Annotated in this window: 17 protein-coding genes; 7 read left to right on the top strand and 10 right to left on the bottom strand. The window is 73.3% G+C overall.

All coding sequences use genetic code 11. The annotated features are described in order from the left end of the window. Nucleotides 1–19 precede the first annotated feature (19 nt). Nucleotides 20–898, top strand: a complete 879-nt coding sequence (locus ABD234_RS04105; RefSeq protein ID WP_344354194.1) for a purine-nucleoside phosphorylase — start codon at nt 20–22, stop codon at nt 896–898. Continuing rightward, the gene (locus ABD234_RS04110; protein ID WP_344354195.1) at nt 895–2,631 is read left to right on the top strand and encodes a phospho-sugar mutase; all 1,737 of its coding nucleotides are present in this window, start codon (nt 895–897) and stop codon (nt 2,629–2,631) included. The genes ABD234_RS04105 and ABD234_RS04110 overlap by 4 nt, the downstream gene beginning before the upstream one ends. Before the next feature lie 42 nt (nt 2,632–2,673). On the opposite strand, the gene ABD234_RS04115 is transcribed toward ABD234_RS04110, so the two are convergent. Both ABD234_RS04115 and deoC read right to left on the bottom strand, forming a co-directional pair. Further along, nucleotides 2,674–3,822, bottom strand: a complete 1,149-nt coding sequence (locus tag ABD234_RS04115) for a DUF2330 domain-containing protein (protein WP_344354196.1) — start codon at nt 3,820–3,822, stop codon at nt 2,674–2,676. A 3-nt stretch (nt 3,823–3,825) separates the two neighbouring features. After that, the gene (gene deoC / locus ABD234_RS04120; protein ID WP_344354198.1) at nt 3,826–4,506 is read right to left on the bottom strand and encodes a deoxyribose-phosphate aldolase; all 681 of its coding nucleotides are present in this window, start codon (nt 4,504–4,506) and stop codon (nt 3,826–3,828) included. Nucleotides 4,507–4,652: 146 nt separating this feature from the next. On the opposite strand from deoC, the gene ABD234_RS04125 reads away from it, so the two are divergent. Further along, entirely contained in the window at nt 4,653–5,723 is a 1,071-nt protein-coding gene (locus tag ABD234_RS04125) for an NUDIX domain-containing protein (protein WP_344354200.1), read from the top strand. Nucleotides 5,724–5,811: 88 nt separating this feature from the next. Here the strand turns inward: ABD234_RS04125 and ABD234_RS04130 are convergent, their stop codons facing one another. From ABD234_RS04130 to ABD234_RS04165, 8 genes are all read right to left on the bottom strand, one after another. Beyond that, nucleotides 5,812–7,140, bottom strand: coding sequence for a thymidine phosphorylase (locus ABD234_RS04130; protein WP_051486878.1), 1,329 nt, complete (start codon nt 7,138–7,140; stop codon nt 5,812–5,814). Next, on the bottom strand, nt 7,137–7,517 hold the full coding sequence (locus ABD234_RS04135; RefSeq protein WP_415749463.1) for a cytidine deaminase: 381 nt from the start codon (nt 7,515–7,517) through the stop codon (nt 7,137–7,139). The genes ABD234_RS04130 and ABD234_RS04135 overlap by 4 nt, the downstream gene beginning before the upstream one ends. An 82-nt stretch (nt 7,518–7,599) precedes the next feature. After that, complete coding sequence (locus ABD234_RS04140; RefSeq protein WP_344354202.1) at nt 7,600–8,940, bottom strand: ABC transporter permease; 1,341 nt, start codon at nt 8,938–8,940, stop codon at nt 7,600–7,602. Further along, on the bottom strand, nt 8,937–10,469 hold the full coding sequence (locus ABD234_RS04145; RefSeq protein WP_344354204.1) for an ABC transporter permease: 1,533 nt from the start codon (nt 10,467–10,469) through the stop codon (nt 8,937–8,939). Before ABD234_RS04145 ends, ABD234_RS04140 begins: the two co-directional genes overlap by 4 nt. Continuing rightward, on the bottom strand, nt 10,466–12,037 hold the full coding sequence (locus ABD234_RS04150; RefSeq protein WP_038372823.1) for an ABC transporter ATP-binding protein: 1,572 nt from the start codon (nt 12,035–12,037) through the stop codon (nt 10,466–10,468). The genes ABD234_RS04145 and ABD234_RS04150 overlap by 4 nt, the downstream gene beginning before the upstream one ends. Nucleotides 12,038–12,231: 194 nt before the next feature. After that, nucleotides 12,232–13,341 carry a BMP family lipoprotein gene (locus ABD234_RS04155; protein ID WP_038372822.1) on the bottom strand — a complete coding sequence of 370 codons (1,110 nt, stop codon included), beginning with the start codon at nt 13,339–13,341 and terminating at the stop codon, nt 12,232–12,234. 195 nt (nt 13,342–13,536) lie between these two features. After that, nucleotides 13,537–14,760 carry an amidohydrolase gene (locus ABD234_RS04160; RefSeq protein WP_344354207.1) on the bottom strand — a complete coding sequence of 408 codons (1,224 nt, stop codon included), beginning with the start codon at nt 14,758–14,760 and terminating at the stop codon, nt 13,537–13,539. A 45-nt stretch (nt 14,761–14,805) separates the two neighbouring features. Continuing rightward, a complete protein-coding gene (locus tag ABD234_RS04165) occupies nt 14,806–16,041 on the bottom strand; it encodes a mannose-1-phosphate guanylyltransferase (RefSeq protein WP_344354209.1) in 1,236 nt (411 codons plus the stop codon). Nucleotides 16,042–16,223: 182 nt separating this feature from the next. On the opposite strand from ABD234_RS04165, the gene sdhC reads away from it, so the two are divergent. The 4 genes from sdhC to ABD234_RS04185 are packed head-to-tail and all read left to right on the top strand — an operon-like array spanning nt 16,224 to nt 19,602. Then, the gene (gene sdhC, locus ABD234_RS04170; protein ID WP_084148495.1) at nt 16,224–16,601 is read left to right on the top strand and encodes a succinate dehydrogenase, cytochrome b556 subunit; all 378 of its coding nucleotides are present in this window, start codon (nt 16,224–16,226) and stop codon (nt 16,599–16,601) included. Between the two features lies 1 nt (nt 16,602). Continuing rightward, nucleotides 16,603–17,052 carry a succinate dehydrogenase hydrophobic membrane anchor subunit gene (locus ABD234_RS04175; protein ID WP_344354210.1) on the top strand — a complete coding sequence of 150 codons (450 nt, stop codon included), beginning with the start codon at nt 16,603–16,605 and terminating at the stop codon, nt 17,050–17,052. 16 nt (nt 17,053–17,068) lie between these two features. After that, the gene (gene sdhA / locus ABD234_RS04180) at nt 17,069–18,844 is read left to right on the top strand and encodes a succinate dehydrogenase flavoprotein subunit (RefSeq protein ID WP_344354211.1); all 1,776 of its coding nucleotides are present in this window, start codon (nt 17,069–17,071) and stop codon (nt 18,842–18,844) included. After that, nucleotides 18,844–19,602 carry a succinate dehydrogenase iron-sulfur subunit gene (locus ABD234_RS04185; RefSeq protein ID WP_038372815.1) on the top strand — a complete coding sequence of 253 codons (759 nt, stop codon included), beginning with the start codon at nt 18,844–18,846 and terminating at the stop codon, nt 19,600–19,602. The genes sdhA and ABD234_RS04185 overlap by 1 nt, the downstream gene beginning before the upstream one ends. The last annotated feature ends 117 nt before the right edge of the window (nt 19,603–19,719 follow it).

Here is a 19,719-nt window from a genome sequence, read left to right on the forward strand (position 1 = left end):
CCTGCGCTAGGTTCGGGGCATGAACTCCCCTGACGTCGATCCCCATCAGCTCTCCCGCGACGCGGCGGCCGCCATCGCCGAGGCCAGCGGAGCCGCCTCCCACGACCTCGCCCTCGTGCTCGGCTCCGGCTGGGGCGGTGCGGCGGACCTCCTCGGCGAGACGGTCTGGACCGCCGAGGCCACCGCGATCCCCGGCTTCCATCCCCCGGCGGTGCCCGGGCACGTCGGCACGCTGCGGTCGGTCCGCATCGAGGGCACCGGGGCGCGCGCCCTCGTCCTCGGCGCCCGCACCCACTACTACGAGGGCCGCGGCGTGAGCAGCGTCGTCCACGGCGTGCGCACGGCCGCCGCCGCGGGCTGCCGCACCATCGTCCTGACCAACGGCTGCGGCGGGCTGGATGCGTCCTGGAGCCCCGGCCAGCCCGTGCTGATCGGCGACCAGATCAACTTCACCGGCGACACCCCTCTGATCGGCGCGAACTTCGTGGATCTCACCGATGTGTACACGCCGCGGCTGCGCGAGATCGCCCGCGAGGTCGACCCCTCCCTCCCCGAGGGCGTGTATATGCAGTTCCGCGGGCCCAGCTACGAGACCCCGGCCGAGGTCCGCATGGCCGGGGCGATGGGGGCGAGCCTGGTGGGCATGTCCACGGCGCTCGAGGCGATCGCCGCCCGCGAGGCCGGCATGGACGTGCTGGGCATCTCCCTGGTGACCAACCTCGCCGCGGGCATCAGCCCCGAGCCGCTCTCCCACGAGGAGGTGCTGGAGGCGGGGCGCGCCGCCGCCCCGCGGATCTCCGCGCTGCTGGCCGAGGTCGTGCGCCGCATCGGGGCCGAGAGCCCCGGCGGCGACGCCGGGGCCGCCGGGGCCGCCGGGGCCAGGGACGCGGGCCGATGAGCCCGGCCCTGGACGCCGCCCTGCGCGACCGGGCCCTGGCCTGGCAGGCCGACGACCCCGATCCCGCCACGCGGGAGGCGCTGGCCGCGCTGCTCGAGCGTGCGGAGCGCGGCGAGGAGTCCGCGGTCGCCGAGCTGGCCGATGCCTTCGCCGGCCCGCTCGCGTTCGGCACCGCCGGGCTGCGCGGCGCCATGGGGCCCGGGGAGAACCGCATGAACCTCGCGGTGGTCTCGCGCGCCGCCCGCGGGCTGGCCGACCACCTGCTGGCCTCCCTGCCGCAGGCGCGCGGCGAGCAGGCCCCGCTGGTGATGATCGGCTACGACGCCCGGTACAACTCGCGGGCCTTCGCCGAGCGCTCCGCCGCGATCCTCGTCGCCGCCGGCTGCCGGGTGCGTCTGCTGGACCGCTTCGGCCCCACCCCGCTGATCGCCTTCGCCGTGCGACGCCACGGCGCCGATGCGGGGATCGTCGTGACCGCCTCCCACAACCCGCCGGCCGACAACGGCTACAAGGTGTACCTCGGCGGCCGCCTCGCGGAGGACTCCGGCCGCGGCGTGCAGATCGTGCCGCCCGCGGACGCGCAGATCGCCGCGCGCATCGCCGCCACCGGCCCGGTCCGGGACATCCCCGTCGCCGACGGCGGCTGGGAGGAGCTCGGCGACGCGCTGCGCGAGGACTACCTCGCCGCGATCACCGCGCTGCCGCGCGAGGACTCCCCGCGCCAGGTCCGGATCGTGCACACCGCCCTGCACGGGGTGGGCACCGAGCTCGCCGTCGCGGCGCTGCACCGGGTCGGCTTCACGGACGTGCACCCGGTGGCCAAGCAGGCCGACCCCGATCCGGACTTCCCCACCGTCGCCTTCCCCAACCCCGAGGAGAAGGGCGCGATCGATCTCGCGCTCGAGCAGGCGCGCGTGGTCGAGGCCGATGTCGTCATCGCGAACGACCCGGACGCGGACCGCTGCGCGGTCGCCGTCCCGGATCCGCACCGGGACGCCTGGCGCATGCTCACCGGCGACGAGCTGGGCGTCCTGCTGGGCGACCACCTCGCCCGCCACCACGGCTACCGCGGGGTCTTCGCCAGCTCCGTCGTCTCCAGCCGCTGGCTGGGCGAGGTCGTCACGGCCCTCGGCCAGGAGCGGGCGACCACGCTGACGGGCTTCAAGTGGATCTCCCGGGCGCCGGGGATCGTCTTCGGCTACGAGGAGGCCATCGGCTACTGCGTGCTGCCGGACGTGGTGCGGGACAAGGACGGGCTGTCCACCGCGCTCGTCGTCGCGGAGATGGCGGCGATGGCGAAGGCCGCCGGCACCTCCCTGGTGGAGCGCCTGGACGACCTCGCCCGTGAGCACGGCCTGTACGCGACCGGGCAGCTGTCGATCCGCGTCGAGGACCTCTCGCGCATCGGCGCCATGATGCAGCAGCTGCGGGACCGCCCGCCGCGCGAGCTCGCGGGCTCCTCCGTCACCGCCATGCAGGACCTCGCCCACGGGTCCGCGGAGACCACGGGGCTCCCGCCCACGGAGGGCGTGCTCCTGGCCACCCGGGACGACGCCCGCGTGATCGTGCGCCCCTCCGGCACCGAGCCGAAGCTCAAGTGCTACCTCGAGGTGATCGAACGGATCGCGGCCGATGCCAGCTCGGCGGACCTCGGCGCCCATCGCGAGCGCGCCGCCGAGCATCTGGAACGGCTGCGCGCCGACATGGAGGCCGCCCTCGAGCTTCCCGAGTAGTCCGGGGTCCCTGCGGGGCGGGGGCGGACCGCGCGACGGGTCTCAGCGGCGCCGGCGCCTCACGGCGAGCGCGGTCATCCCCGCCCCGTACAGGACGAGCACGCCGATGGTCCCGGCCGCGGCCACCAGCACCCAGCCCGCCGGGATCCCGGCGACGCGGACCGTCGTGGTCTCGGTGCGGGTGGGCACGATCCACGGATCGGCCGGATCGGCCGCGAAGGTCATGTCGGTGGTGAAGGAGGCGGGCTCCCCGCGGATGGTGAACTCGGTGACCATCGCGCGGCCCGGCCGGCCCTCGCCGTCCTGGCTGAGCTCGCGCAGCGTGCCGTCGGACCAGGTCCAGCCCACGTGGGTCGGGTCGGCGATCCAGGGCCGCTGGACGCTCTGCTGCGCGGCGGAGGCGTCGGTGCGCCGGACCGGCTCCGGGTCGAGCACGAACAGGTGCACCTCCTGCGTGCTCCGCGCCGCCTGCGACAGCCGCATCGGGTAGACGAGCTCGTCGCTGGCGAAGTCGAAGCGCAGCGGCGAGACGTCCCGGGACATGTCGACGTCCTGCGCATAGCGCACCGCGGTGAAGGTCCATCCGTCCTCGACATAGACCGGCAGCAGGTCCAGGACCTCCTGCGGCAGCACGTAGCCGCTGCTGCTCAGCCAGGTGCTCACGCCCTCGGCGGAGCCGTCCAGCACGGCGACCTCGAAGTCCCCGACACGCTCCCGGCTGTGGACGGTCACCGGCGCCTCGGGGGCGCCGCCGGCTCCGGCGCCCGGGGCGCCGTCCCCGCCGCCGCGTCCCTCGCCCCACCAGTCCAGCTCGTGCTCGACCCGCGGGAGGGTCGCGACGGCCACCTCGCGCAGCGTGGAGGCGTCCCCCTCGGTGACGGTCGGGACCGCCGGGGTGGGCATGAGCAGGGTCGCGCCGGGCGCCTCCGCATCGAGCTCGAGGCTGAGGATGATCGTCTCGGTGCCCTCGCGCAGGGAGAGGACCGCGGTCTCCCGGGTGACCGCGGCGTCGCTGCGGGAGTCCTCCGGATCGGCCATGGCGCCGCAGGCGCAGGCGCCCGCCGGGGCGACCGCCCCGGCCAGGACCCCTGCCGCCAGCACGAGGAGCGCGAGCCCCAGGTGACGCACGGCGGCGCCGAGGCCGCCGGCGCCGCCCTGCGGCCCGGCCGCCGCCCCGCCGCCGCCGATCATGGGTCAGTACCCGCTCGCCCCGGGGGCGGCCCCGTCGGCGTCCTCGAGGATCGCCCGGGAGCTGGACAGGCCCAGCCGCGAGGCGCCGGCCGCGACCATCGCCTCGGCCGCCTCCCGGGTGCGGATCCCGCCGGAGGCCTTCACGCCCAGCCGGTCGCCGACCGTGGCGCGCATCAGGGCGACGGCGTGCTCGCTGGCGCCGCCCGCGGGATGGAACCCGGTCGAGGTCTTCACGAAATCGGCGCCGGCGCGCTCGGCGCCCTCGCAGACGGCGACGATCTGCTCGTCGCTCAGCGCCGCCGACTCGATGATGACCTTCAGCACGATCGGGGCGGGCGCCGCCGCGCGCACCGCGCGGATCTCCTCCTCGACGGCATCGAACTCCCCGGACCGGGCGAGGCCGACGTTGATGACCATGTCGATCTCATCGGCCCCCTGGGAGGCGCTGCGGGCGGCCTCCGCGGCCTTGATCTCCGCGGCGTGCTGGCCGGAGGGGAAGCCGCACACCGTGGCGACCTTGACGGAGGTCTCCACCGGGAGCATCGAGGGGGACACGCACACCGAGTACGTGCCCAGCTCCTCGGCCTCGCGGGCCAGGGCGTCGACGTCGGCGCGGGTCGCCTCGGGCTTGAGCAGGGTGTGGTCGATGAGGGCGGCGAGCTCGCCGCGGGAAGCAGTCGTCATGCCCCGATCCTCGCACGGCCCGCCGCCCCCGGGGAGGCATCCGCGGGCCGTGCGCGAGAGGTGATCGAGCTGTGATCCGCGGCCCGGGCCTCGGGCCGCGGCGAACCACGCTCGGCCCTCGGCGCGGTCCCCTAGACTCGATCTCCGTGACCACCTCCGCCGCCCCCTCCCCCGCCCCGCGCCGCATCGTGCTGATCGCCGGCCCCTCGGGAAGCGGCAAAGGGGTGATGACGCGGCGCAGCGGGCTGCCCCTGGTGCCGCTGGACGAGTTCTACCGCGACGAGGACGATCCGTCCCTGCCCCGCCGGTTCGGGATCGTGGACTGGGACGACGTCTCCTCGTGGAACGTCGGTGCGGCGCTCGAAGCCCTGACGGCCCTCGCCCACGACGGCGCGGCCGACATCCCCGACTACTCCATCTCGGCCTCGCGCCGCGTCGGCACCCGCCGCCTGGAGGTCGGCGCCGAGCCGCTCATCGTCGCCGAGGGGATCTTCGCGGCCGAGCTCATCGCGCCGCTGGCCGCGGCCGGGCTGCTGGCCGATGCGCTCGTGCTGGACCGTCCCGCCCCGCTCGTCTTCGGCACCCGGTTGACCCGTGACCTGCTCGAGGCGCGCAAGGGAGCGCTCACCCTGGTGCGCCGCGGCTGGGCCCTCGCCGGGGAGCAGCCCGCCGACGTCGAGCGGTGGAAGCGCGCCGGGATGCGGCCCGTCGGCCTGCGCGAGGGCGTGCGCACGCTGCACGCGCTGCGCGACCTCGCCCTGGCCGAACGGCACCACCGGGGCACCGCCTCGGCCCCGCAGGTACTGAGGATCGCCGCGGTCTGCTTCCTGCGCGAAGGGCCGACGGGCATCGAGCTGCTCGCGGTGCGCAAGCGCGGCACGGGCTCCTACATGCAGGTCGGCGGGAAGCTCGAACCCGGAGAGCGGGCCGTCGACGCCGCGGTGCGCGAGGTGATCGAGGAGCTCGACGTCGTCCTCGAGCCCGAGGACCTCGAGCTGCTGGGCCTGTTCGAGGAGGAGGCCGCCAACGAGCCGGGCACCCTGGTCGAGGCGAGCGTGTTCCTCGCCCCGCTGGACTCCCTGCCGCGGGACGTCACCGTCCAGGCCGAGCTCGAGGACGTCCTGTGGTGCCCGCTCGGCCAGGCCCCTCCGGGCCGCCGCCTCGCCCCGCTGATGACCCGGCGCATCGTCCCCCGCCTCCAGGAGCTCCTGGGCTGAGCCCGGAGGCCGTGGGGGGTCGGGAGAGGTCGCGCGGGGTCGCGGGACGCCGCCCAGGCTCGCGCGGGCACGAGCGGGGTCGGGCGGATCAGACGATGCGGTCCAGGACGATGCGCCGCGCGGGCACCGCGGTGCCCGGCGCCGCGAGGTCCCAGGCGCCGTCGATGGCCTCCCGGGCGCGCCCGAACCGCTCGGGGGTGTCGGTGTGCAAGACCGCCAGGAGATCCCCGGCACGCACCTCCTCGCCGATGTGGCGGTGGATCTCGACCCCGGCGCCGGCCTGGACGGCCTCGCCCGGGCGGGAGCGGCCCGCGCCGAGGCGCCAGCCGGCCACGCCCACCTTCATGGCGTCCAGTCCGGCGACCACGCCGTCGGCCTCGGCCCGCAGCTCCTCGGTGTGGGCGGCCACCGGCAGCGCGGCGTCGGGATCCCCGCCCTGGGCGGCGATCATCGCCTTCCAGGTGTCCATGGCGCGGCCGTCGGCGAGGGCCGCCTCGACGTCGACGTCGGTCCGCCCGGCGCTCGCGAGCATCTCCCGGGCCAGGGCGACGGTCAGCTCTACCACGTCGGCGGGACCGCCGCCGGCGAGCACCTCGACGCTCTCGCGGACCTCGAGGGCGTTCCCGACGGTCCGGCCCAGCGGTGCGGACATGTCCGTGAGCAGCGCGACGGTCGCGACCCCCGCATCGGTGCCGAGGTCGACCATGGTGCGGGCCAGCTCGCGGGAATCGGCCTCCTCGGTCATGAAGGCCCCGGCGCCGGTCTTCACGTCCAGCACGAGCGCGGCGGTGCCCTCGGCGATCTTCTTGCTCATGATGGAGCTGGCGATCAGCGGGATCGCCTCGACGGTGCCGGTGACGTCCCGCAGCGCGTAGAGCTTCTTGTCCGCCGGGGCCAGGCCCGAGCCGGCGGCGCAGATGACGGCGCCGACCTCCTCGAGCTGCGCCATCATCTCCTCGTTGCTCAGCGCCGCGCGCCAGCCGGGGATCGCCTCGAGCTTGTCGAGGGTGCCGCCGGTGTGTCCGAGGCCGCGGCCCGACAGCTGCGGGACGGCGACGCCGAAGGTCGCCACCAGCGGGGCCAGCGGCAGGGTGATCTTGTCGCCCACGCCGCCGGTGGAGTGCTTGTCGGCGGTGGGGCGGCTGAGCGCGTCGAAGCTCATCCGCTCGCCCGAGGCGATCATCGCCGCGGTCCAGCGGGAGATCTCCTCGCGCTCCATGCCGTTCAGGAAGATCGCCATGGCCAGAGCGGACATCTGCTCCTCGGCGACCACGCCGCGGGTGTAGGCGTCCACGACCCAGTCGATCTGGGCGGGCTCGAGCACCCCGCCGTCGCGCTTGGCGCGGATCACGTCGATGGCGTCGAAGGGCTCGACGGCGCCGGCGCCCGGGGTGGAGGTGGAGGTGGTGGTGCTCATCGGTCCCGTCCTGCATCGATGTCGGCGGCGGCGAAGGACTGCGGCAGCAGCCCCTCGAGGTCCCGCGTCCCCGCGGGGGTGAGGATGGTGAAGCCGGCGGCGGCATGCTCGGCCAGCAGCTGGCGGCATCGGCCGCAGGGCATGATGACCTCGCCGGGGCCGTTGACGCACACGAAGTGGGTGATCCTCCCACCGCCGCCGGCGACGAGGTCGCTGATCAGCCCGCATTCGGCGCACAGCGTCACGCCGTAGCCGGCGTTCTCGACGTTGCAGCCGGCCACGGTGCGGCCGTCGTCGGCGAGCGCGGCCGCCCCCACCCGGTATCCGGAGTACGGGGCGTAGGCGCGCTCGGCCACGGCGCGCGCGGCGGCGAGCAGGGCGGGGAAGGGCTCGGGGGCGGCCGGTGCCGGGCCGCCCGCCACCGGGCCCGAGAGGGCGTCGTCGGAGGTCACAGGGTCCTCACTGCTTCACGTAGGGGATGCCGTCGGCGGCCGGGACGCGCACGCGGCCCACGACGCCGGCGACCGCGAACAACGTCACGATATACGGCAGCATCAGCAGGAACTGGCTGGGGATCCCGGCGCCGGCGCCCGCGGGCACGGTGCCCAGGCGCAGCTGGAGCGCATCGGCGAAGGCGAACAGCAGCGCCGCGGCGAGCGCGCCGACGGGGTGGTACCGGCCCAGGATCATGGCGGCCAGGGCGATGTAGCCCTTGCCGGCGCTCATCTCCTCGCCGAAGGCGACACCGGTGCCGATGGTGAGGGTCGCCCCGCCCAGGCCCGCGACGGCCGAGCCCAGCAGGACGTTGGACCAGCGGGTGCGGTTGACGTCGATGCCGACGGTGTCCGCGGCGCGGGGGTGCTCGCCGACGGCGCGCACCCGCAGCCCCCAGCGCGTGCGGAACAGGGCGATGGTCAGCACGATCACGATGATCCACATGAGGTAGACCAGCACGGTCTGCTCGAACAGGACCCGGCCGATGAGGGGGAGGTCCGCCAGGACGGGGATGCGCAGGGTGGGCAGGCGCAGCGGGGCGTTGAAGGTCTGGGGGTTCTGCTCCATGACGGTGCCGAAGAAGAAGCTCGTCAGGCCGATCGCGAAGACGTTCAGCACCACGCCGACGATGATCTGCTGGACCTGGTAGCCGATCGCGAAGGTGGCCAGCAGGGCGCCGATGATCATCGCCATGATCGGCGCAGCGAGCAGGCCGATCCAGGCGCTGCCGGCCACCGAACCGATGAGCACCGCTCCGAAGGCGCCGAAGATCAGCTGGCCCTCGATGGCGATGTTGATGACGCCCGCACGCTCGGACAGCACCCCGGACAGGGCGCCGAAGGCCAGCGGCACGGCGAGCACCATCATGGTCTGCAGCATGGCGCCGAGCGCGACCGTGGAGCCATGGAAGGCCCACGTGAGGAAGGAGAGCACCCACAGCGCTCCGAAGCCGATCAGCAGCGGGGTGCGCAGCCGGGCCAGGGACGCGCGGGCGGCGGCGCCGAGGTACCAGAACGCGGCCGCCACGGCCAGCGCGAGCGCCGCCAGCGTGATCGCGACCGGGGCGGTGGGCACGGCGATGTCCTCGGGGATCAGCCCGCCGGGGTTGAGGTCGTCGGCATCGGCCAGGTGGTAGGCCGTGCTCGTCCCGCCCGGCGAGCCGAGCCCGAACACGATCAGGGCCAGCAGGCCGAGGGCGGTGAGGGCCGCCGGGAGGTGCCACCAGCCGCGGGGCCGCTCCGTCGCGCGGGATCGGGACTGCTGCGGCGCCGGGGCGGCGTCACGGTTCAGGGCCGCGGTGCTCATGCGGTCCCTCCCTTCGAGGTGTCGTCCGGGCTGTCGGCCGGAGGGGGCCCGATCGCGGGGTCCTCCTCCGAGGAGGGAGGCGCCGCCGTGCCCTCGGGCGTCGGGGCGGTGCCCCCGTCCGCGGCGTCGGCGCCGGCTCCGGCGGAGGCGGCCGCCGTGCCCGCCGAGGCGGAGGCGACGGCGGTCGGCGCCGCCGCCCGGCGGCGCGGGCGGGGGTCGCGGGGCCGGTCCACGGATCGCAGGCCGATGAGCGCACGCACCATCGGCGGAGCCGCGATGAACAGCACCACGAGCGCCTGGATCACCTGCACCAGGTCGATGGGGGTGCCCTGGCTGGTCTCCATGAAGCGGCCGCCGGTGGACAGGGCCGCGAACAGCAGGCCCGCCAGCAGGATCCCGACCGGGCCGGAGCGGCCCAGCAGGGCGACGGTGATCGCGTCGAACCCGATGGACCCGGCGATGCTGCCGGTCAGGCGCTGCTCGGTGCCGAGCACGTGGACGCCGCCGGCGAGGCCCACCAGGGCGCCGGCCACGAACATCACGCCGATGGCGCTGCGTCCCACGTCGATGCCGGCGACCTCGGCCGCGCGGGGGTTGGAGCCGACGGCGCGGAAGCGGAAGCCGAGGGTGGAGCGGTTCATCAGCCACCACAGGAACACCACGGCGAGCACAGCGAGCAGCAGCCCTGCGTGCAGGCGGTGGTCCTCCCCCGCCAGCAGCGGCAGGCGGGCGTCCGCGGAGATCGACGGGGAGGTCGGCTGGGCCCGGTTGGCGCCGGTGAACGCGGCCGTGGTCAGCGCGTAGGCCAGGGCGTAGGTCGCGATCCAGTTCAGCATGATGGTGGAGATGACCTCGCTGGCGCCGAAGCGGGCCTTGAGGAAGCCGGCGATCGCGCCGTAGAGGCCGCCGCACACGATCGCCGCGATCACGCAGGCGAGCAGGTGGATCACCGGCGGGAGGTCGACGGCGAAGCCGACGTACCCGGCGGCGGTCGCGCCGGCGATCAGCTGGCCGGTGCCGCCGATGTTGAACAGGCCGGAGCGGAAGGACACGGCCATGCCGACCGAGGCGATGATCAGCGGGGTCGCGACGGTGAGGGTCTCCAGCAGGGGCGTGAGGCCCGCGGCCAGGGCGGGCAGCAGGACGTAGAGGCCGGAGCCGCCGCGCTCGCGCACGTCCTCGGCGGTGCGGGAGAAGCCGTTGGGGTCGAAGATCGACCCGCGGAACATGTCCGTGTAGGCGGCGGAGATCTCCCGCCAGCAGGCCACGAAGGTGTCGGAGGGGCGGGCGAAGAAGTAGCCGAGCGCGGCGCGCACCTCGGTGCTGGCCACGAGGATCAGCAGCGAGCCGATCAGGAAGGCGAACACGAAGGCCATCACCACGACCAGCAGGTTGCTGCGGGCGATGCGCCGGGCGAGATCGGCGGAGGACGCGGAGCCCTCCGGAGCGCCGGGCGTGCCCGGGTCCCCGGGCTGCGCGGCGGTGCCGGGGGCGACGGGCCGCGCCTCCCCTGCGGACGTCTCGCTCATGCGATCTCTCCTTCGTCGACGAGCTGGGTGTCGGTGGTGCGCGCACCGGCGGCGACGGCCTCGCGGGCCGCCTCGACCGTGTATCCGGCCATCATCAGGCCCAGCACGTCGCGGTCCTCGTCGGCCGGGACGATGCCGAGGATCGCGCCGCGGTACATCACCGCGATGCGGTCGGAGAGCTGGATGACCTCGTCGAGCTCGGTCGAGACGATGATGACGGGGGTGCCGCGGTCGCGCTCGGCGATCAGCCGGCGGTGCAGGAACTCGATCGAGCCGACGTCGACCCCTCGGGTGGGCTGGGAGGCGATCAGCAGCGACAGCTCGCGGCCCAGGGCGCGGGCCATCACGACCTTCTGCTGGTTGCCGCCGGACAGGGTGGAGACGTGGTCGTCGATCGAGCCGGTGCGCACGTCGTACTCGGCGACGTCGGCGGTGGCGCGGGCCCGGATCGCCGCGGGGTGCAGGGCGAGCCCGGTGCCGAAGGGGGCGCGGCGGTGCTGGTCCAGGATGAGGTTCTCGGCGACCGTGAAGTCGGGGACCAGCGCGTCATGGGTGCGGTCCTCGGGGACGAAGCCGACGCCCTCGTCGAGGATCTGACGGGTGGTGCGGCCCACCAGCTCGGTCCCGTGCAGGCGCACGGAGCCGTGGGCGTTCTTCTGCAGGCCCAGCAGCGCCTCGGTGAGCTCGGTCTGCCCGTTGCCCTGGACCCCGGCGATGCCGAGGATCTCCCCCTCGCGGACCTCGAGGTCGATGCCGTCCAGCGGGGCGGAGCCGTCCTCGTCGGTGACGCCGAGCCCCCGGACCTCGAGGGCGACGTCCCCGGTCCGGGCGGGCTCCTTGACCAGGCTGAGCTCGACGGCCCGCCCCACCATCAGGGACGCGAGCTCGGTCTGGTCCGCCGTGGGCTCGGCGGTGCCGACGACCTTCCCGCGGCGGATCACGGTGATGCGATCGGCGACGGCCTTGACCTCGCGCAGCTTGTGGGTGATGAAGACGATGGAGGTGCCCTCGTCGCGCAGCTGGCGCATGATGCCCATCAGCTCGTCCGTCTCCTGCGGGGTGAGCACGGCGGTGGGCTCGTCCAGGACGAGCACCTCGGCGCGCCGGGAGAGGGCCTTGATGATCTCGACGCGCTGCTGGGCGCCGACGGGCAGGTCCTCGACGACGGCGTCCGGGTCCAGGTCGAAGCCGAAGCGCTCGGAGATCTCCCGCACCGCCCGGCGGGCGGCGCCCAGGTCCAGCAGCCCGCCCGAGGTCGGCTCGTGGCCCAGCACCACGTTCTCGGCCACGGTGAACGGCGGGACCAGCATGAAGTGCTGGTGGACCATGCCGATCCCGGCACGCATGGCGTCGCCCGGGCCGGAGAAGCGCACGGGGCGGTCGTCCAGCAGGATCTGCCCGCCGTCGGGGCGGTACAGCCCGTACAGGACGTTCATCAGCGTGGACTTGCCGGCGCCGTTCTCCCCCAGCAGGCTGTGGATCTCTCCGGGGCTGACCACCAGGTCGATCGAATCGTTGGCCACGAAGGTGCCGAAGACCTTGGTGATCCCTTGGAGCTCGAGCTTCACGCCTGCTCACTTCCTCGCGAGACGAGTCGGGGTGGCGGGGCGATCGTCTCGCCGTCCGTCACCGGGGATGCGGTCCCCCGCACCGGCCGGCGGGCGCCCGGCGGGCGCCCGGCGCGAGGCATCGGGGAGGAGGACCGGGGCGGCCCCCGGACGCGAGCGCGCCGGGGGCCGTCCCTGCGGGGCAGGGCCCGGGATCAGAGGTTCTGCGGGGACGCCGGGGACTCCACGACGATCGTCCCGTCGATGATGTCCTGGCGCAACTGGTCGACCTCGCCCTGGAGCTCGTCGCTGACCATCGACTCGAGCTCGTGGTACGGCGCGATGTCCACGCCGCCGTTCTCGAGGGTGCCGATGTACGGCTCGTTGTCGAACTCGCCGGAATGGGCGGCGACCGTCACGTCGTGCACCGAGGTGGTGATGCCCTTCTGGACGGAGGTGAGGATCAGCGGCTTGGCCTCGGCGTCGTCCAGGGACTCGTAGCCGTCGGTGTCGACCCAGATCACGTAGCGGCCCTCGCCCTCCTTGGCGGAGGCCAGGGTGCCCGAGCCGACCGGGCCCGCGACCGGCATGACGATGTCCGCGCCCTGGGAGTAGAACGTGTCCGAGAGCGCCTTGCCCTTGGCCTGGTCGGAGAAGTCGCCGGTGAAGGACCCCTTCTGCCCGGCCTTGTCCCAGCCGAGGAGCTCGACGTCCGTGCCGTGGACCTCGTTGTACTTGGCCACGCCGTCGGCGAAGCCGTCCATGAAGATGGTGACCGTGGGGATCTGCACGCCGCCGTAGGTGGCGACCTTGCCGGTCTTGCTCGAGCCCGCGGCGACGTAGCCGGCGAGGTAGGCGGCCTGGGCGGTGTCGAACGACAGCGGCTTGACGTTGTCCAGCTCGATGGGGCTGCCGTCGGCGTCCTGCGCGGTGGAGTCGATGATCGCGAACTCGACGTCCTCGTGCTTCTGCGCCTGCGAGCCGGTGGCCGGGGCCAGCATGAACCCGACGGTGAAGATGAGGTTGCAGTCCTGGGCGACGAGGTTGTCGATGTTGGTCGTGAACTGCGAGGGGTCGGTGGACTGCGCGGTGGCGGTGGTGATGCCGAGCTCGTCCTTCGCCGACTGCAGCCCGGTGTAGCCGGACTCGTTGAACGACTTGTCGTCGAAGCCGCCCTCGTCGGAGACCATGCAGGCCTTGAAGTCGGAGACGGCTGCGCCGCCGCCGTCGCTGCCCTCGCCCGCCGGTTCGGGGGCGGAGCCGCAGGACGAGAGGGCGAGGACGCCGGCCCCGGCGAGGGCGGCGACACGGGCGATGTTCTTCACGGAACCTCCAAGGAGCGGGACGACGGCCGATGCCCACCGGCTCCGGGGAGCTCGGCCTGTCGCAGGGATGCATCCGTGACTGTAGTCCGCCCCCTTAGCACAGGAGGCCGCTTCGCGGCGCGGCGGTCCGAACGTTATGAAATCGACGCTCAGGTGACCTGGCGGTAACGGCCCGGGGCCGCGCCGGATCGGGGCTCAGACCAGGGGCAGGTCGCGCTGGATGCAGGTCGCCGCGAGCACGGAGGCGCCGATCCCGATCGCCCGCTCGTCGATCACGAGGTCGCCCATGTGCAGGTCGTAGGTGCGCCCGCCGGGGGTGCGGGTGCCCAGCCGGGCCAGCGCCCCGGGGACCTTCTCGAGGTACCAGGCGAAGTCCTCGCCGCCCAGGGACTGCGCGGTGGGGTCGACGTTCTCCGGCCCGATCACGCTCCCGGTCGCGGCCTTGAGGACCTGCACGCTGAAGCGGTCGTTCTCCACCGGCGGGACGCCGCGGTCGTGGTCCACGTGCGCCTCGACCTCGTAGGGCCGCACCAGGTCCGACAGGAGCGTCTCGAGCAGCTCCTCCGCCCGGTCCCAGGCCTCGTGGTCCAGGCAGCGCAGCGTGCCCTCGAGGGTGCCCGAGGACGGGATGGCGTTGAAGGCGCTGCCGGCGTGCACCGAGCCCCAGGTGAGGTTGACGCCGCTGCGCGGGTCCATGCGCCGCGTCAGCGCGGCCGGCAGCTGGGTGATCACGGCGCCGAGGGCGTAGACGAGGTCCTGGGTCAGGTGGGGACGGGAGGTGTGGCCGCCCGCGCCGCGCAGCTGCACCCGCACGGGGTCGGTCGCCGAGGTGATCGGCCCGGCCTTCAGGCCGACGTGCCCCACGTCCACCCCGGGATCGCAGTGCAGGGCGAAGATCGACTCGACGCCTTCGAGCACGCCCTCCCCCAGCAGCTCGAGGGCGCCGCACGGGTGCTTCTCCTCCGAGGGCTGGAAGATCAGGCGCACGGTGCGGCGCAGCAGCCCGGCCTCGGCGACCTGCACCAGCGCCATCGCGGCGCCGAGCACCGAGCTCATGTGCACGTCGTGGCCGCATGCGTGGGAGACGCCCTCCACCTGGGAGCGGAAGGACATGGTGCCGAGCTCGGGGATGCCCAGGGCGTCCATGTCCGCGCGCAGGGCGATCGCGGGCAGGCTCGCGTCGCTGCCGGGGATGTCGCAGATCGCGCCGGTGCGCGGCATGCGCACCGGCCTCAGGCCCAGGGACTGGAGCAGCGAGACGACGTAGTCCGTGGTCTCGAACTCCTCGTGGCTGAGCTCGGGGTGGCGGTGCAGGTGGCGCCGGATCGCCCGCAGCTCGTCGCGCCGCGACCCGATCGTGCGCGCGATGATCCCGTCCGCGCCGAGGGCCGCCCTCGACTCCTGCTCCACCTGGGTCACGTGGTCCCGCCTCCTGCGCCGTCCGTCCGCTCCAGCTCCGGAAGACTAGCCCAGGTCCCCCAGGCCCGCCTCGTCCAGTCCGCGCACGAGGGCGCCGAGGTCCTGGGCGCGCTCGTCGGCGATCACCAGCAGCACGTCCTCGGTCTCGACCACGCTGATGCCCTGCACCCCGACCAGGGCGATCAGCCGGTCCGATGCGCCGTGGACGGTGGCATGCGATCCGGCGGCCAGCACCCGGGCGCCGCCGAGCGCGACCACGTCGTCCTCCGCCTGCGCCGCGGCCGGCCCGTCGGCCCGGGCGGCGCGCAGCTGCCGGGCCAGCGCCGCGAAGTCGCCCACGTCGTCCCAGGCGAAGTCCGCGGGGACCACGGCGACCCGCCCCTGGGCGGCGAGCGGCTCGGCGAGGGCATGGTCGATGGCGATCGCGGTCAGGGAGGGCCAGATCCGCGCGAGCGCATCGGCCGATGCCCCCTGGGCCGCGATCTCCCGCGCCCCGGCCGCCAGCGCCGGGATCTGCACGGCGAGGGCGTCCAGGAGCACGGCCGCCTTCACCACGAACATCCCGGCGTTCCAGAAGAACCGTCCGGTCGCCAGGAACGCCTCCGCGCGCTCCCGGTCGGGCTTCTCGACGAACTGGGCGACCGGCCGGGCGCCGGTCCCCGCGAGATCCGCCTGCGCGCGCTCGCCCCCGTGCTCGCCGGCCCCGCCGGGGGGACCTCCGGCCGCGGACTGCTCGATGTAGCCGAATCCCGTCGCCGGGGAGGTCGGCGTGATCCCGAGGGTGACCAGGTATCCCTTCTCCGCCGCCGCGCGGGCGCGGTCGACCGCGGCGGCGAAGGCCTCGTCGTCGCCCACCAGATGGTCGGCGGCGAAGGAGCCGATGACGGCGCCCGGGTCCTCGCGCTCGGCGACGGCGGCGGCCAGGGCGATGGCCGGCATGGAGTTGCGGGGGCTGGGCTCGGCCAGGACCCGGGCGCGCCCTGCGGCCTGCTCGGCGACCTCCGCCGCGTGGGTCGTCCCGGTGACGATCAGCGGGGGACGGTCCGCCAGCGGCAGCACCCGGTCCAGGGTCTGCTGGAGGAGGCTGCGGCCGCTCCCGGTGAGGTCCAGCAGGAACTTGGGGCGCGACCGGCGCGACAGCGGCCACAGCCGCGTCCCGGCTCCCCCGGCGGGGATCACGGGGACGAAGGGACTTTTTCTGACACCGGCGGCGTCCGCCGCGGCATCGAATGTCTGCCCGGACACATCCGGGGTGGCGGGGCTCGGCTGGGACCGTGGCATGACCGAAGCCTACTGGGCCCTCGGGGCCGGTGACGCGCCTGCTCAGGGCGCCCGAGGATGCTGACACGGTGTTAGGCTGAAGCAGCCCCAGCCGAAGGCGATGACGACGTCGCCGCGACACCGCTCGCATCGATGTCCCCGTCGCGCCCCTTCGGCACCGACTGTCGTAACTGGAGGACTCCGTGGCTTCTGCCCAGTCCGGGACGCTCTATCGCGGACGCGAGGGAATGTGGTCCTGGGTCGCCCACCGCATCTCAGGAATGCTCATCTTCCTGTTCCTCCTCGTGCACGTGCTCGACACCGCCCTCGTGCGCGTGTCCCCGGAGGCGTACAACGAGGTCATCGGCCACTACAAGCTGGTCGTATTCGGACTCGGGGAGATCGGCCTGGTCGGCGCGATCCTCTTCCATGCCCTGAACGGCCTGCGCATCATCCTGGTGGACTTCTGGTCCCAGGGCACGAAGCGCCAGCGCCTCCTGTTCTGGGTCGTCGTCGCGCTGTGGGTCGTCCTCATGGCCGGCTTCGTCCCCCGCCAGCTGATGCACATGTTCGGAGCGTGAGATGACCACCAGCACCATCCCTGACCCGAGCACCCGCTATCGCCGCACCGGCATGCGCGGCATGAACACCGAGTTGCTCTCCTGGCTGTTCATGCGCGCCTCCGGCGTGCTGCTGGTCTTCCTCGTGTTCGGGCACCTCTTCGTGAACCTGTGGCTGGGCGAGGGCGTCCAGCGCATCGACTTCGCCTTCGTCGCCGGCAAGTGGACCTCTCCCTTCTGGCAGACGTGGGACCTGCTCATGCTGTGGCTGGGCCTGATCCACGGCGGCAACGGCGTGCGCACCATCATCAACGACTACGCGCACCGCTCGACGCCGCGCCTCGTGCTCAAGGCGCTGCTGTACGCCGCCGTGCTGATCACGATCGTGCTGGGCACCCTGGTGATCTTCACCTTCGATCCCTGCCCCGTCGGGGCGGATCCGGACCTCCTTCCCTCCATCTGCCAGTCCTGAAGCGGAGCCCTCATCCATGCAGACCCATACCTATGACGTGGTGATCGTCGGTGCCGGCGGCGCGGGGATGCGCGCAGCGCTCGAGTCCTCGAAGCGCGCCCGCACCGCGGTCCTCACCAAGCTCTACCCGACGCGCTCCCACACCGGCGCGGCGCAGGGCGGCATGTGCGCCGCCCTCGCCAACGTCGAGGAGGACAACTGGGAGTGGCACACCTACGACACGGTCAAGGGCGGCGACTATCTCGTCGACCAGGACGCCGCGGAGGTCATGGCCAAGGAGGCCATCGACGCGGTGCTCGACCTGGAGAAGATGGGCCTGCCCTTCAACCGCACCCCGGAGGGCAAGATCGACCAGCGTCGCTTCGGCGGGCACACCCGCGAGCACGGCGAGGCGCCCGTGCGCCGCTCCTGCTACGCGGCCGATCGCACCGGCCACATGATCCTGCAGACGCTCTACCAGAACTGCGTGAAGCAGAACGTGGAGTTCTTCAACGAGTTCTACGTGCTGGACGTGCTCATGACCGGCGATCCTCGCGACGAGGCCGAGGTGCGCGCCTCCGGCGTGGTCGCCTACGAGCTCGCGACCGGCGAGGTGCACATCTTCCGCGCCAAGTCCGTGGTCTTCGCCTCCGGCGGCTTCGGCAAGATGTTCAAGACCACCTCCAACGCGCACACCCTCACCGGCGACGGCCCGGCGATGGCGCTGCGCCGCGGCATCCCGCTGGAGGACATGGAGTTCTTCCAGTTCCATCCGACGGGCCTGGCGGGCCTGGGCATCCTGCTGTCCGAGGCGGCCCGCGGCGAGGGCGGCATCCTGCGCAACGCGCAGATGGAGCGCTTCATGGAGCGCTACGCCCCCACCCTGAAGGATCTCGCCCCCCGCGACGTGGTCGCCCGCGCGATGGCGAACGAGGTGCGCGAGGGGCGCGGCTGCGGCCCCAACAAGGACTACGTCCTGCTGGATCTGACGCACCTCGAGCCCGCGCACATCGACGCGAAGCTCCCCGACATCACCGAGTTCGCCCGCACCTACCTGGGCGTGGAGCCGTACACGGAGCCGGTCCCGGTGTTCCCGACGGCCCACTACGGCATGGGCGGCATGCCCACCAACATCAGGGGCGAGGTGCTGCGCAACGAGACCGACGTCGTCCCGGGCCTGTACGCCGCCGGGGAGGTCGCCTGCGTCTCCGTGCACGGCGGCAACCGTCTGGGCACCAACTCCCTGCTGGACATCAACGTCTTCGGGCGGCGCGCCGGGATCTACGCGGCCGAGCATGCGGCGGGCGTGGAGCTGGCCGAGATCGAGCCGGGCCTGGAGGCTCCCACCGTGGAGCTGCTGGAGCGCCTGCGCGACCGCCCGGCGACCACCGATCGCATCGCCGACATCCGCCGAGACCTCCAGGAGACCATGGACGCCAACGTCCAGGTGTTCCGCACGGAGGAGACCTGCCGCACCGCCCTGGCGGACATCCAGCAGCTCAAGAAGCGCTACGAGACCGTCGCGGTGCAGGACAAGGGCCGCCGCTACAACCTCGACCTGCTCGAGGCGGTCGAGCTCGGCTTCCTGCTGGACCTCGCCGAGGTCGTCACCGTCGGCGCGCTGAACCGCAAGGAGTCCCGCGGCGGCCACTTCCGCGAGGACTTCGAGAAGCGCGACGATGTGAACTACCTGTGGCACACGATGGCCTACCGCACGCGGGAGGGCGAGGAGGGCTTCGAGGGCACGGACATCCGTCTGGGCACCAAGCCGGTCGTCATCACCCGCTACGAGCCGAAGGAGCGTACGTTCTGATGACCGCCGTCGCCGAGAAGCCCGAGACCCAGGGCGCCGCGGAGATCCCGTCCTTCGAGGTCACCCTGCGCATCGCCCGTTTCGACCCCGAGTCCGGAGCAGGCGCCGCCTGGCAGGACTTCACCCTCACCATGCACGGCACCGACCGCGTGCTGGACGCCCTGCACGAGATCAAGTGGCACCACGACGGGTCCCTGACCTTCCGCCGCTCGTGCGCGCACGGCGTGTGCGGCTCCGATGCCATGCGCATCAACGGCCGCAACCGTCTGGCCTGCAAGACGCTGCTGAAGGACCTGGACATCTCCAAGCCGATCACCGTCGAGCCCATCAAGGGCCTGCCGGTCGAGAAGGACCTCATCGTGGACATGGAGCCGTTCTTCGACTCCTACAAGGAGGTCATGCCGTTCCTGGTGGCCCGCGGCCAGGAGCCCAGCCGCGAGCGCCTGCAGTCCGCCGAGCAGCGCGAGGTCTTCGACGACACCACCAAGTGCATCCTGTGCGCGGCGTGCACGTCCTCGTGCCCCGTCTTCTGGACCGACGGGCAGTACTTCGGCCCCGCCGCGATCGTCAACGCGCACCGCTTCATCTTCGACTCGCGCGATGACGCCGGCGAGCAGCGTCTGGAGATCCTCAACTCGAAGCAGGGCGTGTGGCGCTGCCGCACCACCTTCAACTGCTCCGAGGCGTGCCCCCGCGGCATCCAGGTCACCAAGGCCATCGCCGAGGTCAAGCAGGCCGTGATCCGCGGCCGCGTCTGACCTGGCGCACCCCTCTCAGCACGCATCGTGAGGCCGGCGGCCGGGATCCGAGAGGATCCCGGCCGCCGGCCTCACGGCGTCCATGGACTCGACCCGGGCGAGCGCCACCGCGCCGGC

Origin of the sequence: Brachybacterium phenoliresistens (genome assembly GCF_039530785.1) — a bacterium.
Lineage (GTDB): Bacteria > Actinomycetota > Actinomycetes > Actinomycetales > Dermabacteraceae > Brachybacterium > Brachybacterium phenoliresistens.

Excerpts from the sequence above, each read along its gene's own strand:
- ABD234_RS04110 (WP_344354195.1), top strand. The coding sequence starts at position 895 with ATGAGCCCGGCCCTGGACGCCGCCCTGCGCGACCGGGCCCTGGCCTGG.
- ABD234_RS04115 (WP_344354196.1), bottom strand. The coding sequence starts at position 3,822 with ATGATCGGCGGCGGCGGGGCGGCGGCCGGGCCGCAGGGCGGCGCCGGC.
- sdhA (WP_344354211.1), top strand. The coding sequence starts at position 17,069 with ATGCAGACCCATACCTATGACGTGGTGATCGTCGGTGCCGGCGGCGCG.
- ABD234_RS04165 (WP_344354209.1), bottom strand. The coding sequence starts at position 16,041 with ATGCCACGGTCCCAGCCGAGCCCCGCCACCCCGGATGTGTCCGGGCAG.
- ABD234_RS04140 (WP_344354202.1), bottom strand. The coding sequence starts at position 8,940 with ATGAGCACCGCGGCCCTGAACCGTGACGCCGCCCCGGCGCCGCAGCAG.
- ABD234_RS04185 (WP_038372815.1), top strand. The coding sequence starts at position 18,844 with ATGACCGCCGTCGCCGAGAAGCCCGAGACCCAGGGCGCCGCGGAGATC.
- deoC (WP_344354198.1), bottom strand. The coding sequence starts at position 4,506 with ATGACGACTGCTTCCCGCGGCGAGCTCGCCGCCCTCATCGACCACACC.
- ABD234_RS04145 (WP_344354204.1), bottom strand. The coding sequence starts at position 10,469 with ATGAGCGAGACGTCCGCAGGGGAGGCGCGGCCCGTCGCCCCCGGCACC.
- ABD234_RS04105 (WP_344354194.1), top strand. The coding sequence starts at position 20 with ATGAACTCCCCTGACGTCGATCCCCATCAGCTCTCCCGCGACGCGGCG.
- ABD234_RS04175 (WP_344354210.1), top strand. The coding sequence starts at position 16,603 with ATGACCACCAGCACCATCCCTGACCCGAGCACCCGCTATCGCCGCACC.
- ABD234_RS04130 (WP_051486878.1), bottom strand. The coding sequence starts at position 7,140 with ATGAGCACCACCACCTCCACCTCCACCCCGGGCGCCGGCGCCGTCGAG.